A 14,393-nucleotide genomic window follows, 5' to 3' on the forward strand; every position below is an offset into this window, starting at 1 on the left:
AGGTTGAAAAAGCTCTGTTTGCCACCACTTGATACCAGTATCTGGTTGGCTTCGTATTCCAGGCCGTTGTCTCGCTTGAACTTCGCGATAATCGCTTTCTTAAGAGCCGGCGTACCATCTACAGCGGTATATTTTGTTTGGCCGTTTTTGATGGCCTCAATGGCTGCCTGTTTGATGTGCTCCGGGGTGTCGAAGTCTGGCTCGCCTGCGCCAAGGCCGATAATGTCCTGGCCTGCTGCGCGCAGTTCGGCAGCCTTATTGGTGACTGCGAGAGTGGGAGATGGCTTGATTGCCTGTACACGGCTGGAAAGTTGAAGGTCCAAACTTGCGCTCCTTAAAGCTGCGTCTGATAGGTCTGTGACCGGCGGGGTGTCTGAATCCTTGCCATATGGCGGCTGATTTTCGCCCAGCCGTCGATCGAGTTGATGGTACCATGAAGCCGGCGTAACAATAAATTTCTCTCTCAGGCTGCCTGTTGCAAGAACAGAAACTGGCCTGGATACACATGTTGAGTCAGCGGAGGTTGTCTGCCCATTATGGCTAGTAACGATTCCAGCAGTTTAGGCATAGATGGCGTCTTCAGAGTGGATTCACCGTTTCAGCCTGCCGGCGACCAGCCCAAAGCGATCGAAGGCCTGGTTGATGGCATTCATTCGGGCTTGGCGCACCAAACATTGCTGGGTGTGACTGGTTCGGGCAAAACGTTTACCGTCGCCAAGGTGATTGAAGAAGTGCAGCGGCCGACCATTGTCATGGCCCACAACAAAACCCTGGCTGCCCAGTTGTACGGCGAGTTTCGCGAGTTTTTTCCGGACAACGCCGTGGAATACTTCGTGTCTTATTACGATTACTACCAGCCAGAGGCTTACGTTCCTTCGTCTGATACCTTCATTGAAAAAGACGCCTCCATTAACGAGCACATAGAACAGATGCGGCTGTCTGCAACCAAGGCGCTTCTGGAGCGCCCGGATGCGATTATTGTGGCTACGGTGTCAGCCATTTACGGCTTGGGTGATCCGAAGTCCTATCTGAAAATGATGCTGCACCTGGATCGCGGCGACAAGATTGATCAGCGAGATATTCTGCGCCGGCTGGCTGAGTTGCAGTACACCCGCAATGATATCGAATTCCACCGGGCCAATTACCGGGTGCGCGGCGATGTCATTGATGTGTTTCCGGCGGAATCGGAAAAAGAAGCTGTTCGTATTGAGCTGTTCGATGATGAGGTGGAAAACCTCAGTTACTTTGATCCGCTCACAGGCGAAGTATTCCGGCGTGTGCCCAGGGTTACAATTTACCCCAAATCTCACTATGTAACGCCGCGTCAGAAAGTGCTTGATGCGGTGGAGCATATAAAGGTTGAGTTGGACGAGCGCCTGAAACAAATGCGTGACAACAACCGTCTGGTTGAAGCTCAACGGCTGGAAGAACGTACTCGCTACGACATGGAAATGATGAACGAGCTGGGCTACTGCAACGGCATTGAGAACTACTCCCGCTACCTCTCTGGTCGCTCGCCAGGCGAGGCGCCACCCACCTTGTTCGACTATCTGCCCGAGAACGCGCTGCTGGTGGTGGATGAATCCCACGTGACGATTCCGCAAATTGGCGCCATGTACAAGGGCGACCGCTCGCGAAAAGAAACACTGGTGGAGTACGGGTTTCGCCTGCCATCTGCTCTAGATAACCGCCCCATGCGATTTGATGAATGGGAGCGCATTGCGCCACAGATGATCTTTGTGTCTGCCACACCGGGTAACTACGAGGCCGAGCACGCCGGGCAGGTGGTTGAGCAGGTTGTAAGGCCAACTGGCCTGTTAGACCCGGTTATTGAAGTGCGCCCTGCGTCCACACAGGTGGATGACTTACTCTCAGAAATTCACTCCCGGGTGAAGGTAGAAGAGCGCGTGCTGGTGACCACGCTCACCAAGCGCATGGCGGAAGACCTTACGGACTTTTTGATGGAGCACGATGTGCGTGTGCGCTATCTGCATTCGGACATAGACACGGTGGAGCGGGTTGAGATTATTCGGGACCTGCGCCGAGGTGAATTTGATGTGCTGGTAGGCATCAACCTGCTGAGGGAAGGTTTGGACATGCCCGAGGTGTCGCTGGTCAGCATTTTGGATGCCGACAAAGAAGGCTTCCTGCGCTCAGAGCGCGCACTGATTCAGACCATTGGCCGTGCCGCACGGAACCTTAACGGCAAGGCGATACTTTATGGCGATCGGATTACCGGTTCCATGCAGCGGGCCATCGATGAAACGGATCGCCGACGGGCCAAGCAGGCAGAACACAACGAGATTCATAACATTACGCCGCAAGGCCTGACCAAGAAAGTGTCGGATATCATGGAGGGTGCCGGCGGTGGTCGCGGTAAACTCAAATCGAACCGGCCGGGCAAAAAAGCAGCGGAAGAAGCGGAACACTACCGGGCCAAGATTGGCGGCCGGTCTCCGCAAGAAGTGCTTAAAGAAGTCTCGCGCCTTGAAGATGACATGTACAAGGCAGCCTCGGATTTGGACTTCGAGGCGGCTGCCCGATTGAGGGATGAAATTTCAGATCTGAAAGAAGCAGCGCTTCGAACCGGATAACCGTGTTTTAGCGCTTCGGGCCGACAATCACTGCGGCCTGAAGTGGCTGGTTTCGGCCGTATCGTGATATCTGGCTGAACACACGCTTATCTACCGGAAGGTGCTGTTTGTCGGCCACAGTTTCGCCGTCTTTTACATCGATTTCCGGGTCGTGCAGGTATACAAACTGATCGTCGATGGCACACACGGTTACCCAGTGAGGCACCCGGCTGCGGTTCAGTTGCCAGGTGCTGATCAGAATGATCGGAACCCGTCCGCTGTGAAGGGCCTGGGCTATGGCTTCCAGTGTGAGCGGATTATGATGCAGCTCAATGCTGGTTTGGCCGATATCCTGCAAAAATCCCTCGTGAACAAGTTCCAGAACCCGCTTTTTGTCGTCGCTGCGTACAGTGTCCTGAAAGAGTGGCCCCTCGGTACTAAGCCATGCACTGGCCTCGAACCCCCGGTTCCAGGCTGAAAGCGCCAAGCCATGCGGCCCACAGCCACCATGGCCTGCGAGCATGAAAATGGTTGTGGCTTCGCGCCAGATTTTGAGTTCTTCCAACGTGGTTAGCGGTTGTTGTTCGTCAAGTGCTGCCATGGCCATGATCAGTGCCGCTGGGCCACAAGAGAAGTCGGTGGTTTGAGGGTAATAGGGCACCGGGGTGAATTCCGGTGCTGGTTCGTAAAACAGAATGCGGCGCTCAAAGCGCAGAGCCGTCCCGTGATCCTCGTAATAATCACGGTAAGTGCCAAACTGGCGATAACCTAGTCGCTTGTAAAGCCCAATGGCACCGCCGTTATCTTCCCTGACTTCCAGGCGCATCAAAATACGGCCAGCATCGGCCGCTTCACGTTCTGCGGCTCTAACCAGTTGTTCACCAATGCCACGACCACGGGCGGTTGGCAGAACCGCAATGGAGTAGATTCGTGCCATGCGGGTTGCGGCGCTCATCAGCACTAGGCAGTAACCCATAAGCTCGATCACACCCTTGCTTTCGGCCTCCGCCACAATCAATCGATCCCGGGGCATGTCCAGAAACCGCCGGAAGCTGCGGCGGGACAGTCGATCCTCTGTAAAGCAGCGATGTTCAAGCTGTAGAAGCGTGTTCAAATCATCGCTGGTGGCTAGCCGAAGCTGCAGGTCAGACATGTGTAAAGCGGCCTTGAGAAATTCGGCACAGGGCATGCTGGAAGGCTTCCCGTATGCAGCTATTATGATAGAGACTGGAGAGTTGGCAAACACGTTGATTATGAGTAAAAGCACGCACTATCAGCCGATTGTTCTAGCCCCCGCCGCGGCGTATTGTTGCGGCCAGTTCTATTGGCAATTATCTCCAGGGAGGAGCGCCGATAATGTCCCGTTTACTCATCGTTGTGGATCGCACCAAAGACTGGGCGCCGTACTACCCCAGTGAAGATGTGCTGACGTTTGATCAGTACCTGCAGTTCTCCGCACCGCCCACCAGCCGGGTGCGCGTGATCAACCTGTGCCAGAGCGCCAAATACCTGAGCCGTGGTTATTATTGCTCTTTGCTGGCTGAGGCTCGGGGGCACCATGTAGTGCCGTCTGTTATGACGCTAAATGATTTGAGCCGAAAGGGATTGTTTTCGCTCGAGCTGGAAGAGCTTGAATCCAGCGTAATCCATTGGCTGGAGGCTGCGGGCGCGGCTATAGATCCCGCCAGCGATAAGCGCAATGCCACCCACGAGGTGCGGGTTCGTACCTATTTCGGCCAAACGGAGCACCGGGATCTAAAACCGGTGGCGCGGGCTTTGTTTGAACGATTTCCCTGTCCGATTCTTGAGATTGTATTCCGGCGCCGAAAAGCCTGGCAGATTGAATCTATGAAGCCAGCCGCGCCTGTGGATCTCGATGAACGTGAACAGGATACCTTTGCGTCTGCACTGGACCGATTTAGCAGTATGGTTTGGCGCAAACCCAGAACTCGCCGTCGTTATCGATATGACCTGGCTGTGCTGGTGAATCCCGATGAAGAGATGCCGCCCAGCGATGCGGTGGCGTTGAAGCGATTTGAAAAAGCCGGCCGTAAGCTGGGGATCAACGTGGAGCAAATCACGCGCAGGGATTACATGCGCCTGCCGGAGTACGATGGCTTGTTCATCCGTGAAACCACCGCCATAGATCACCATACGTATCGCTTTGCCCGTAAGGCGGCGGCCGAAGGCATGGTGGTGATTGACGACCCAGCGTCGATTCTTAAGTGCACCAACAAGGTTTTTTTGGCCGACCTGCTGAAGAACAACAAGATACCCACACCCAAGACGCTGATTCTTTCCAAAGATCAGAACGATGCTGTAGAGCAGGTGGTACGGGAGCTCGGCTTTCCGGCGGTTATCAAAATACCGGATGGCGCTTTTTCACGAGGTGTAACCAAAGCGGAGAATGAAAAATCTCTGAGGGCGGGATTAAAAGAGCTATTTCGACAGTCGGCATTGGTGCTTGCCCAAGAGTATCTTTACACCGATTACGACTGGCGTATTGGCGTGCTGGGTGGCCGGGCAATCTACGCCTGCAAATACATGATGGTGAAAGGCCACTGGCAGATCTATCAGCATGGTGAATCGAAAAGTGAAAGCGGTGGCTTTGAGACTATGCCCACCTACGAGGTGCCGAGAAACGTTATACAAGCGGCGCTGAACGCCACACGATTAATTGGTAACGGGCTTTACGGTGTCGACATCAAACAAACCGGAAACCGGGTTGCGGTTATCGAAGTGAATGATAACCCCAGTATTGATGCCGGCGTTGAAGATCGCTTTCTCGGGGGCGAACTCTACACGCTGATCATGCAGGAGTTTCTCTCGAGGATGGAAGAGAACCGTCGGCGTTAACCCCAATAGAGCAGAGTATTTAGTAGAACAAAGAATGCCGGCCTAGGGGCCGGTGACCCAGACTCTGGCACTGCCAAACCAAGAGTAGCCTTCCAAGTGGTGCCGGATGTTTTCGGGGGTGAACACCGTCTCAGGGTCTGGCTCATCCAGAAATATCTCCAGGTGCAGCTTGTTTCTGAGGTAATGCAACCTTAAGCGACTGCGCTGGGGAATCTCACCCAAGTGCTCTGCGATAACATTCTTCACTTCCGCTCGAGAAGGCAGTTTTTCCGTCGTTGGGAACTGATCTTCGTCGTTTTCGGCATCAATGTGGAAGTTGATATCGAGAATGTTATCCAGTGCACCGCGCATGCCGGCCACCACCTGCATGCCAATCTGGTGTCCTTCCGATACGCTAATTTCTGGCCGTACCACAAGGTGAATATCCAGCAAAATGTCTTGCCCCATGCGGCGGCTGCGCAGTTCATGCACGTTAAGAACCCCGTCGGTGTTGCGTGCAATAGTGATCAACATGTCGGTATCGTTAGGGGAGAGCCCGGTATCCACCAGTTCTTGCACACTATCCCATGTGAATCTCCAGCCGATGTGGATGATGATGGCTGCAATAACCACTGCTGCAAGCACATCTAGCCATATCAGCCCAAGCATGGCGCCAACCGTTGAAACCAGAACCACCGCAGAAGAAAATGCATCGGTGCGGCTGTGCCAAGCGTTGGCTATAATAAGGTCTGAACGTATGGCCTGGCCGATGTGCCGGGTGTAGCGGAAAATCCATTCCTTGCCAACAACTGAAACCCCGGCTGCAACCAGTACAGGCCATTCGGGTACCGTTTTTATGCCGCCTTCAAACAGCCGGAGGGTATTTTCCCAGGCAAGCGCCGCGCCTACGGCGATCAAAATGCTGCCGAGCACCAGGGTGCCAAAGGTTTCTATACGTTGGTGTCCGTAGGGGTGGTTTTCATCCGGCTCTTGGCGGGACAGTTTCATCGCGCCGAGCACTACAAGGTCAGATGCTACATCGGTAAACGAGTGTATACCGTCGACAAGAAGGGCTTGGGAGTGGAAGAGGGCGCCTGCAATTACTTTAATGATTCCCAGGAAGATGTCGAGAATCATTCCTATAATGGTAACCCGCGAGGCCGCTTTCGCTTCCACCGCTAGATTTTCACGATGACGCTGGGCGGGTGACTCGGGTTGTTGCATTAAAAAACTCCAAACTTGCCATATTTTTGCTTGATTTATGCACATCATAGCAGCATTGCATTTGAATGACAGACTGTTCAGGTTTCCTTTCTCTTAAAGGAAAAACATAATAACTTGTTGAAATTAAAGATAAAATAAACTGATCAAAAAATGATCAATTTGTAGATTGGCGCAGCTCGCAAGGGATTGGCAACGATGCACCGTGATTTTCAACAGGGTTATCCACAGATTCCGTGGACAAGCTCCCCAGAGCTCAATGATACAGATGTTTAGCTCTGTATTTTTGAGCAACTGGGTTGCTGTGGAAAACTTCCGGTATACTCGCGCTCACGTTTATTGAGGAGTCTTCAGATGTACGGCGTTATCCGCAACCTGCTTTTCCGGCTATCACCCGAGCAAGCCCATTCCGTGGCACTAAATGGTCTGGATTTCGCGCATCGATTGCGTGTACTGGGTGCTTTTTCGTCGAAAGCAGAGGCGCTGCCAGTGAATGTTATGGGGTTGGATTTTCCTAATCCTGTGGGGCTTGCGGCAGGTTTGGATAAAAACGCTGATCATCTGGACTCTTTGGGTGCTCTTGGCTTTGGATTTATAGAAGTCGGAACCGTTACGCCCGTTGCTCAGCCCGGTAACCCTAAACCTCGCATGTTCCGATTGCCTGAGCACCAGGCCATCATTAACCGTATGGGTTTTAATAATGAAGGCCTGACACACATGCTGGAGCGTGTAGACAAGCGCAGCTACCGGGGCATTCTTGGCATTAATGTGGGCAAGAATAAAGATACGCCGAATGAGGAATCTGAATCTGACTACCGCAAGGGGATTTCTGCGGTATACACCCGCGCTGATTACATCACCGTGAACGTGTCTTCGCCTAACACGCCTGGCCTGCGGGATTTACAGTTTGGTGACTCTCTGAAAGGCCTGCTTCATGCCATCAAAGATGAGCAGCTTAAGTGTCAGAGCCAGTTTGGCTGTTACGTACCCATTGCGGTCAAAATCGCCCCGGATATGGACGATGAAGGTATTCGGTTTGTAGCGTTAGCTTTAAAAGAAGCCGGCTTGGACGGAGTTATTGCAACCAATACCACCACAAGCCGCGCTGTTGTTGCCGGTCACGCTCATGCTGAAGAGGCAGGAGGACTTAGCGGTGCTCCGGTTCGTGAGGCATCCCTAAGAGTTATTCAGGGATTGTATGCAGAACTCGGTGACGATCTGCCGATTGTCGGTGTGGGTGGGATTACCGATGGCGAGAGCGCTGCTGAGAAAATCCGGGCAGGTGCCAAGCTGGTTCAGCTTTATACTGGCTTTATTTACCGGGGGCCGGAATTAATTGGTGAAACGATTGAAGCGATTCGGAAGCTTAAATAGTTTCAAGGGTGCTATAACGAAGATGGGCCCGCTGAGCGGGCCCTTGCAGGGAATGAACCCCGTACGGTGTGTGTATTAAAAGATCAGATTAAGATGTCGCGGTTTAAACAAGCATCACGCTGTGGTGACGTTTGCCAATTTATGAATACCGGAGACACCGGTCATGCCATCCCATTGATCTGTGCGGCCTTCGCGCCACCCGTTCAGCCATTCCTGGCGAACCTCTGCCTGGTCGAGCGGGCAGCTGTCTTTGGATTTACCGGACACACCGGCGAGGTAGCCCCGCTTAAATGCACGAGCATACATGTCTCTTTTCTGTCTTTTCATGCCGTTCCTCACTAATGGATTAACAGAACAAGCGTGTACACTTCTGCAGTGGCCATGGCATGTGAAATCCTCTCGGGGATAACCCACTATTGCCAGCTTCGGCCAGAGCAGTCAGGATCCTGTTATTGAAAGGGAGTTACCCTTCCCGAACGACGCGTCACCTACAAGGTAAGCTTAACCTCAAGCATAAGTACACTATCATTTTGATCTATAAATTATGTTTAATAGATCTATAACGGATAGAAAAATTGCCCAAACCTATGAACGCAGCGATTCCCGCGACTTACCGCGAATTGCCAAAGAACCTGGAGTTGAACTTGTCCAAATCTGTCTTTTTTGTAACCTGCCCAAAGGGGGTTGAATACCTTCTGGCGGACGAGCTCAGCACGTTTGGTCTTGGGCTGGTAAGAAATGCACCTGCGGGCGCATGGGTAGAAGGGCCGTTGGAAGCCGGTTATCGCGCTTGCCTCTGGTCACGCCTGGCAAACCGGGTAATCCTTCATGTAGACGAAGTGGCGGCTACCAGTGCCGACGAGCTTTACGACGGAGTGGTTCATCTCGACTGGCAGCAGCACATCCCCGTTGATGGCAGCTTTCGCGTCAATTTTATTGGCGAGAACGAAGAGATCCGCAACACCCAGTTTGGCGCCCAGCGAGTAAAAGACGGCATTGTGGACCGCTTTACCATGAGCGGCGGAAAGCGCCCAGCGGTAGAAGCGAAAATGCCCGATGTCACTGTGTCAGCGCGACTGCATCGTGGCCGACTTGCTTTGGGTATCGATATCAGCGGCCACAGTTTGCACCAGCGAGGTTACCGCACAGAGCAGGGCTTGGCACCTCTGAAGGAAAACCTTGCGGCCGCTCTGCTGATGCGCGCAGGCTGGCCTGAAATCGCAGCCGCAGGCGGCGATTTTGTCGATCCTATGTGTGGCTCCGGCACTCTGGTCATTGAAGCCGCTCTGATGGCTCTGGATATTGCACCAGGCCGCCGTCGGGAGCGTTTTGGTTTTGAAAAGTGGTTGGGGCACCAACCAGAAACCTGGCTATCTGTGCGCCAGGAGGCAGAAAAGCGTGCCTACGAGGGTAAGCAGGGCAGAATACCGACGTTCTTGGGTTTCGATCAGGACAGCCGAGTTATTTCCACCGCGCGCAATAATGCTCAGCGCGCGGGTCTTGAGAGCTTGATCGAGTTCCATATCCAACCGATTGAAGAATTGGCACTGGGAGACGACCGGGCTGAGGCCGGCCTGGTTTTGGTAAACCCTCCTTATGGCGAGCGCCTGAGTGACAGAAAAGTCCTTGCAGGCTTGTATGAATCACTTGGTGATGCCGTAAAAAAAGCGGCATCAGGATGGCGCCTGGGTGTCTTTACCGGTGCGCCGGAGTTCGGCAAGTCCATTGGCCTGCGCAGCTTTAAACAATACAAGCTGTTCAACGGCAAGCTGCCTGCACAACTTTTGCTGTTCACCATAGACGAAGCCAGTGTGCGCACCCCACGGGAGCCTGCAGCGCCAGGCGAAGTGCTGCCTCGAATCGCAAATGAAGAGCGCGCGGCCATGCTGCACAATCGGCTGAAGAAAAATATGAAAACCATTGGCCAGTGGGCTCGCAAGCAGGACATAAGCTGCTACCGCCTGTACGACGCAGATATGCCAGAGTTTGCATTGGCCATTGATATTTATGAAGGCTGGGTGCACGTGCAGGAATACGCTGCGCCGAAATCTATTGATGAGCGCTCCGCTAAAGAGCGCTTATCTGAAGCCTTGGCCGTCATTCCCGAAGCGCTAGGCATCGAGCGAGACAGGATGATCTGCAAGCAGCGCCAGCGCCAAACGGGCACTAACCAGTACGAGAAACAAGACGTCAGTGGTGAATTCTTTCACGTGCAAGAGCACGGCTGCACGCTGAAGGTGAACCTTAAGGATTATCTGGATACCGGATTGTTTCTGGATCATCGCCCTGTGCGTCACTGGATTCAACAGAACGCTTACGGCAAGCGTTTCTTGAACTTGTTCTGCTACACCGGCGCAGCCACGGTACATGCCGTTGCTGGCGGCGCCAGCCGCTCGCTGAGCCTGGATTTGTCGAAAACTTATGTTGGTTGGGCTGAGGATAACCTGGTGCTGAACCGGGCGGATCCTCGCAAGCATAAAGTGGAGGCCACGGATTGTCTGGCCTGGCTGGCAGCAAAGCCCAGGCCCGATCAGGTTTATGATCTTATTTTTATGGATCCGCCAACTTTCTCTAACTCTGCCCGTATGGCGGGCGTGCTGGATGTTCAGAAGGATCACGCCAAGCTGATTCGGCAGGCCATGGCCAGGTTAAGTTCAGACGGTTTGCTGATTTTTTCCAATAACTTCCGCCGTTTTAAGCTTGATGAAGCTCTGGCTTCGGAGTTTGAAGTGGAGGAAGTTAGCCAAAGCACTCTGGATAAGGATTTTCAGAGAAACGCGCGAATTCACCGGTGCTGGCATATTCGGCAAAGCGCGTAGTAGCTAGGGTTTGGCGCCGTTTTGTGGCGCCTTAGAACTCGTATTTGAGACCGGTGGAAAACTGAAAGGTATTGGCGCCTGTGTCTGTGTCTTTGAACAGTTTTCCACCTTCAAATACAAGGTAGGTGTCGCTCAACACTTCAACGTCCATGCCAAACACCCAGCTTACGCTGAAGCTGCTGTCTGGAAAGTCGCCTGACAGATCCCGAAACTGGGCATTTCCCTGTCCGTTTGCATCGGTGATTTCAGCAGTACCGTGAATAAAGGAAAACCCGGCTTGGGCATACACGTTGGCATAGTCTGTAACAGGGTAGTGCAGGCCCATGTACCAGCTGGCGAAGTAGTCTATGGAAAGAGTTAGGTCGCCTTTGGGCACCTCGGCATCTCGGTAGCCTCCACCTGCACGCACCTCCGCATGAAACAGGTGGTTAATATGAGTGCCCACCATAACGGCTGCACCGCTTCCCGTGGCCTGCTCATTTGAGGCGCTACCTATGGTGCGGTGGTTGAAGGCCGTGACCAGTAGGCCAGCGTAGTGTTTGTCTTCACGGGGCGTTTCTTGGGCCAGAGCGGTCTGGGCAGAAAGCAGACAAGCAGGCACCAAAGTGAGTAGCAGGTGTGTTCGCACAACCTTGTTCATTATTATTGGGTTTCCTGACGTGAGCGGTTACGGGCTGAGTTTGCCTTGTGTAACCGATTGTTACGTCGACCCGTGTCACACTTTAGTCTTCGTCAAATAGGCCTTCTTCCTGGGCCATCCGTAACAGGGCATAAACACCGTTTTCTGGCAGCTGGGGTTCCAGGCTATCTTCAAACAGAAGTTCACGGCGGCGGTCTTCCAATGCATCGCTGGTTAGGCCGGTGATCAGCTCGGTAATGGGCGCAATCTCAAAAGGCGCTTCTTGGTTCATTGCGCTGAAAATCAGATCTATTAAAATTTCGTCTGGATCCAGGCCATCCACGTATACCGTTTGGTCAGGCAGGTCTTGGTGAAGCTCTTGTACAAGTTCAAGCAATGGCACACCTTGTTCATCAAGGTAGTCCAAGTCTAGGTCGCCATAATCGCCGTCTTCAGGCAGCCATTCATCAGCCGGTGCAATGACCACGGTTTTCATTTGGCCATCTTCTAGCGACCAAGCCATGGCGGTTGGGAAGAGAACGTCGTCGGATTGGCAGTATTCGATATCTAAAAATTTTGGTGCTGCCATGTTTGGCTCCGTATAAGTTGTTAGCACAGGTTAGCAATGCCTGTTGCCCCGGTATGAGGGGTTAAGGCTTCATGCCATACTGTTGTGATCATTACTATTCTATCAGGGACATCATGGAACACGCTGAATTCAACAAAGATTTACTGAAGTTTCTGAATGCATCACCCACGCCTTGGCACGCCGTGGCAACTATGAAGCAGCGGCTGGATGCAGCCGGCTTCGAAGAGTTGGACGAAAAAGACGACTGGTCGCTTGAGCAGAATCGTGGTTATTACGTCACTCGTAACGGTTCTTCTATCGTGGCTTTTCGCACCGGCGCCCAGGATGTCACGGCATCGGGTATCCGCATGGTGGGTGCTCACACCGACAGCCCATGCTTGAAAGTAAAACCCAATCCAGAACTGCGCCGCAAAGGCTTTTTTCAACTTGGTGTCGAGGTTTACGGTGGCGTTCTGATGAACCCTTGGTTCGACCGGGATCTTTCGCTGGCGGGCAGGGTGACGTTTCTTGACGGCCATAACAAGGTCAGTGACACGCTGGTCGATTTCCGTAAACCCGTTGCGTTTATTCCCAGCCTCGCTATCCATCTGGACAGGGAAGCCAACACTGGCCGAACGGTTAATCCCCAAACAGATTTGCCGCCGGTGCTGATGCAAGTTTCGGAAGGCGATGCCACTAGTTTTAACGACCTGCTTAGCCAACAGATCGCCACGGAATCTGGCGCCAAAGTTCGCAAGATTCTGGGTTATGAGCTTGGCTTTTACGATGCCCAAGAGGCAGGTTTTGTGGGGTTGCGTGATGAGTTCATCGCGTCTGCCCGGCTGGATAACCTGCTGAGTTGTTACATCAGCTTGCAGGCTTTGCTGAATACCTCTGGCGACCAAGCTGCGTTACTGGTGTGCAATGATCATGAGGAAGTGGGCAGCGTGTCGTCTGAAGGTGCGCAGGGGCCGTTTTTAACAGCGGTTCTCGATCGCTGGTGCGGCGCTAGCAAGGCCAGAGCTGTTGCCCATTCCATGATGATCTCGGCTGATAATGCACACGGTGTGCACCCGAACTACATGGACAAACACGATGAAAACCACGGCCCCATTCTAAATCAGGGTCCGGTCATCAAGGTGAACCATAACCAACGTTATGCCACCAACAGTCGCTCAGCCGCCGTTTATAGGCATATCAGTGATGAACTTGGATTGCCTCACCAAACGTTTGTGGTGCGCAGTGATATGGGCTGTGGCAGTACAATCGGGCCACTAACGGCAGCGAACTTGGGGGTGACCACGTTGGATATCGGCGTGCCGCAGTTTGGCATGCACTCTATTCGTGAACTGATTGGGACTGAGGATGGCTATACGCTGTTCCGTGTGCTTACGGAATTTATGCAGCGTGAGCAGGTTTTTTGAGGCTCTGTTTCTGAGACCTTAAACGAAAAATGCCGCTGCTTCGTATGAAGTAGCGGCATTTTAAAATAAGTGGCTCCCCGAGCTGGGCTCGAACCAGCGACAAACGGATTAACAGTCCGTTGCTCTACCAACTGAGCTATCGGGGAACAGCATCAAGCCGGGCGGCATATTAAGCGCTTTGAATTAGCTGGTCAACCCCCTGATATAAAAGGTCAAAATTTGTACTCTGGTATGGCTCGCCAATATCGTCCTCCCCCTTGGCTGCGCAATGGGCATATTCAGTCTGTATGGCCGTCGTTGTTCCGCAAGGTTCGCGTGGCAAAACCGGAATCCGCGCTGTTGGCGACAGCCGATAACGATGAGCTTCATCTAGACTGGCATCGTCAGGGCAGCAAGCGCTTGGCCATTGTTTCCCACGGGTTGGAAGGACATAGCCGGCGGCCTTATGTGCTGGGGCTGGTACGGGCGCTGTTGGCTGAAGGTTGGGATGTTCTTGCTTGGAACTTTCGCTCCTGCGGCGGCGTGATGAATCGGCAGCCGAGGTTTTATCACAGCGGCGCGACGGAAGATCTTCGCCAGGTGGTCAACCATGGGCTGGCACAGGGCTATCAAACCGTGTTTCTGTCTGGTTTTAGCATGGGGGGCAATCTCACGCTGCTGTATCTTGGGGAACAAGGTGAGCGTGTGGACAGCAGAATTTGCGGCGCGGTAGCCTATTCAGTGCCCTGCGACTTGGCAGGCAGTGCAGATATGCTGGCGCTGCCCAGTCGCAAAATTTATATGCAGCGGTTTTTGAAAGATCTTGGCGTAAAAATGAACGAAAAGGCGCAAAAATTCCCTGATCTGATCGATGTTTCCGGCTTTGATAAAATTCAGAGCTTTCACGAGTTTGATGATCGCTACACCGCACCGCTGCACGGATTTAAAGGGGCGGCAGACTACTGGGCCCAGTGTTCCGCG

The 14,393-nt window shown here is 53.1% G+C and carries 12 protein-coding genes and 1 tRNA gene; 6 read left to right on the plus strand and 7 right to left on the minus strand.

Annotated elements, in window-relative coordinates:
* On the minus strand, nt 1–323 hold a 323-nt coding region (locus ACTH3S_RS15070), incomplete at its 3' end, for an aminotransferase class I/II-fold pyridoxal phosphate-dependent enzyme (RefSeq protein WP_441809829.1).
* Nucleotides 324–536: 213 nt separating this feature from the next.
* Between ACTH3S_RS15070 and uvrB the strand changes: the two genes are divergently transcribed.
* Nucleotides 537–2,594, plus strand: a complete 2,058-nt coding sequence (gene uvrB / locus ACTH3S_RS15075; RefSeq protein ID WP_441809830.1) for an excinuclease ABC subunit UvrB — start codon at nt 537–539, stop codon at nt 2,592–2,594.
* A 7-nt stretch (nt 2,595–2,601) separates the two neighbouring features.
* Here the strand turns inward: uvrB and ACTH3S_RS15080 are convergent, their stop codons facing one another.
* Nucleotides 2,602–3,726 (minus strand): GNAT family N-acetyltransferase/peptidase C39 family protein, encoded by a 1,125-nt coding sequence (locus ACTH3S_RS15080; protein ID WP_441809831.1) that lies wholly within the window; start codon nt 3,724–3,726, stop codon nt 2,602–2,604.
* Between the two features lie 203 nt (nt 3,727–3,929).
* Here ACTH3S_RS15080 and ACTH3S_RS15085 point away from each other — a divergent pair, with 203 nt between their 5' ends.
* A complete protein-coding gene (locus tag ACTH3S_RS15085) occupies nt 3,930–5,429 on the plus strand; it encodes a RimK family protein (protein ID WP_441809832.1) in 1,500 nt (499 codons plus the stop codon).
* A 42-nt stretch (nt 5,430–5,471) separates the two neighbouring features.
* Here ACTH3S_RS15085 and ACTH3S_RS15090 read toward each other — a convergent pair whose 3' ends face one another.
* On the minus strand, nt 5,472–6,632 hold the full coding sequence (locus ACTH3S_RS15090; RefSeq protein WP_441809833.1) for a cation diffusion facilitator family transporter: 1,161 nt from the start codon (nt 6,630–6,632) through the stop codon (nt 5,472–5,474).
* A gap of 351 nt (nt 6,633–6,983) precedes the next feature.
* On the opposite strand from ACTH3S_RS15090, the gene ACTH3S_RS15095 reads away from it, so the two are divergent.
* Complete coding sequence (locus tag ACTH3S_RS15095; RefSeq protein WP_441809834.1) at nt 6,984–8,003, plus strand: quinone-dependent dihydroorotate dehydrogenase; 1,020 nt, start codon at nt 6,984–6,986, stop codon at nt 8,001–8,003.
* Nucleotides 8,004–8,117: 114 nt separating this feature from the next.
* Here the strand turns inward: ACTH3S_RS15095 and rmf are convergent, their stop codons facing one another.
* Nucleotides 8,118–8,330 (minus strand): ribosome modulation factor, encoded by a 213-nt coding sequence (gene rmf / locus ACTH3S_RS15100; protein ID WP_441809835.1) that lies wholly within the window; start codon nt 8,328–8,330, stop codon nt 8,118–8,120.
* Between the two features lie 317 nt (nt 8,331–8,647).
* Between rmf and rlmKL the strand changes: the two genes are divergently transcribed.
* A complete protein-coding gene (gene rlmKL, locus ACTH3S_RS15105) occupies nt 8,648–10,822 on the plus strand; it encodes a bifunctional 23S rRNA (guanine(2069)-N(7))-methyltransferase RlmK/23S rRNA (guanine(2445)-N(2))-methyltransferase RlmL (protein ID WP_441809840.1) in 2,175 nt (724 codons plus the stop codon).
* Nucleotides 10,823–10,853: 31 nt separating this feature from the next.
* On the opposite strand, the gene ACTH3S_RS15110 is transcribed toward rlmKL, so the two are convergent.
* Together ACTH3S_RS15110 and ACTH3S_RS15115 are read right to left on the minus strand one after the other, a co-directional pair.
* Nucleotides 10,854–11,462, minus strand: coding sequence for an outer membrane beta-barrel protein (locus tag ACTH3S_RS15110; protein ID WP_441809836.1), 609 nt, complete (start codon nt 11,460–11,462; stop codon nt 10,854–10,856).
* Between the two features lie 82 nt (nt 11,463–11,544).
* Nucleotides 11,545–12,030 (minus strand): hypothetical protein, encoded by a 486-nt coding sequence (locus ACTH3S_RS15115; RefSeq protein WP_441809837.1) that lies wholly within the window; start codon nt 12,028–12,030, stop codon nt 11,545–11,547.
* 113 nt (nt 12,031–12,143) lie between these two features.
* Here ACTH3S_RS15115 and ACTH3S_RS15120 point away from each other — a divergent pair, with 113 nt between their 5' ends.
* Nucleotides 12,144–13,433 (plus strand): M18 family aminopeptidase, encoded by a 1,290-nt coding sequence (locus ACTH3S_RS15120; protein ID WP_441809838.1) that lies wholly within the window; start codon nt 12,144–12,146, stop codon nt 13,431–13,433.
* A gap of 70 nt (nt 13,434–13,503) precedes the next feature.
* Here the strand turns inward: ACTH3S_RS15120 and ACTH3S_RS15125 are convergent.
* Nucleotides 13,504–13,579 (minus strand) — tRNA-Asn (locus ACTH3S_RS15125).
* A 73-nt stretch (nt 13,580–13,652) separates the two neighbouring features.
* On the opposite strand from ACTH3S_RS15125, the gene ACTH3S_RS15130 reads away from it, so the two are divergent.
* On the plus strand, nt 13,653–14,393 hold a 741-nt coding region (locus ACTH3S_RS15130; RefSeq protein ID WP_441809839.1), incomplete at its 3' end, for a YheT family hydrolase.

This window comes from Marinobacter sp. (assembly GCF_052094685.1).
Classification (GTDB): domain Bacteria; phylum Pseudomonadota; class Gammaproteobacteria; order Pseudomonadales; family Oleiphilaceae; genus Marinobacter.

Excerpts from the sequence above, each read along its gene's own strand:
- ACTH3S_RS15110 (WP_441809836.1), bottom strand. The coding sequence starts at position 11,462 with ATGAACAAGGTTGTGCGAACACACCTGCTACTCACTTTGGTGCCTGCT.
- ACTH3S_RS15095 (WP_441809834.1), top strand. The coding sequence starts at position 6,984 with ATGTACGGCGTTATCCGCAACCTGCTTTTCCGGCTATCACCCGAGCAA.
- rmf (WP_441809835.1), bottom strand. The coding sequence starts at position 8,330 with ATGAAAAGACAGAAAAGAGACATGTATGCTCGTGCATTTAAGCGGGGC.
- ACTH3S_RS15080 (WP_441809831.1), bottom strand. The coding sequence starts at position 3,726 with ATGTCTGACCTGCAGCTTCGGCTAGCCACCAGCGATGATTTGAACACG.
- ACTH3S_RS15115 (WP_441809837.1), bottom strand. The coding sequence starts at position 12,030 with ATGGCAGCACCAAAATTTTTAGATATCGAATACTGCCAATCCGACGAC.
- uvrB (WP_441809830.1), top strand. The coding sequence starts at position 537 with ATGGCTAGTAACGATTCCAGCAGTTTAGGCATAGATGGCGTCTTCAGA.
- ACTH3S_RS15085 (WP_441809832.1), top strand. The coding sequence starts at position 3,930 with ATGTCCCGTTTACTCATCGTTGTGGATCGCACCAAAGACTGGGCGCCG.
- ACTH3S_RS15120 (WP_441809838.1), top strand. The coding sequence starts at position 12,144 with ATGGAACACGCTGAATTCAACAAAGATTTACTGAAGTTTCTGAATGCA.
- ACTH3S_RS15090 (WP_441809833.1), bottom strand. The coding sequence starts at position 6,632 with ATGCAACAACCCGAGTCACCCGCCCAGCGTCATCGTGAAAATCTAGCG.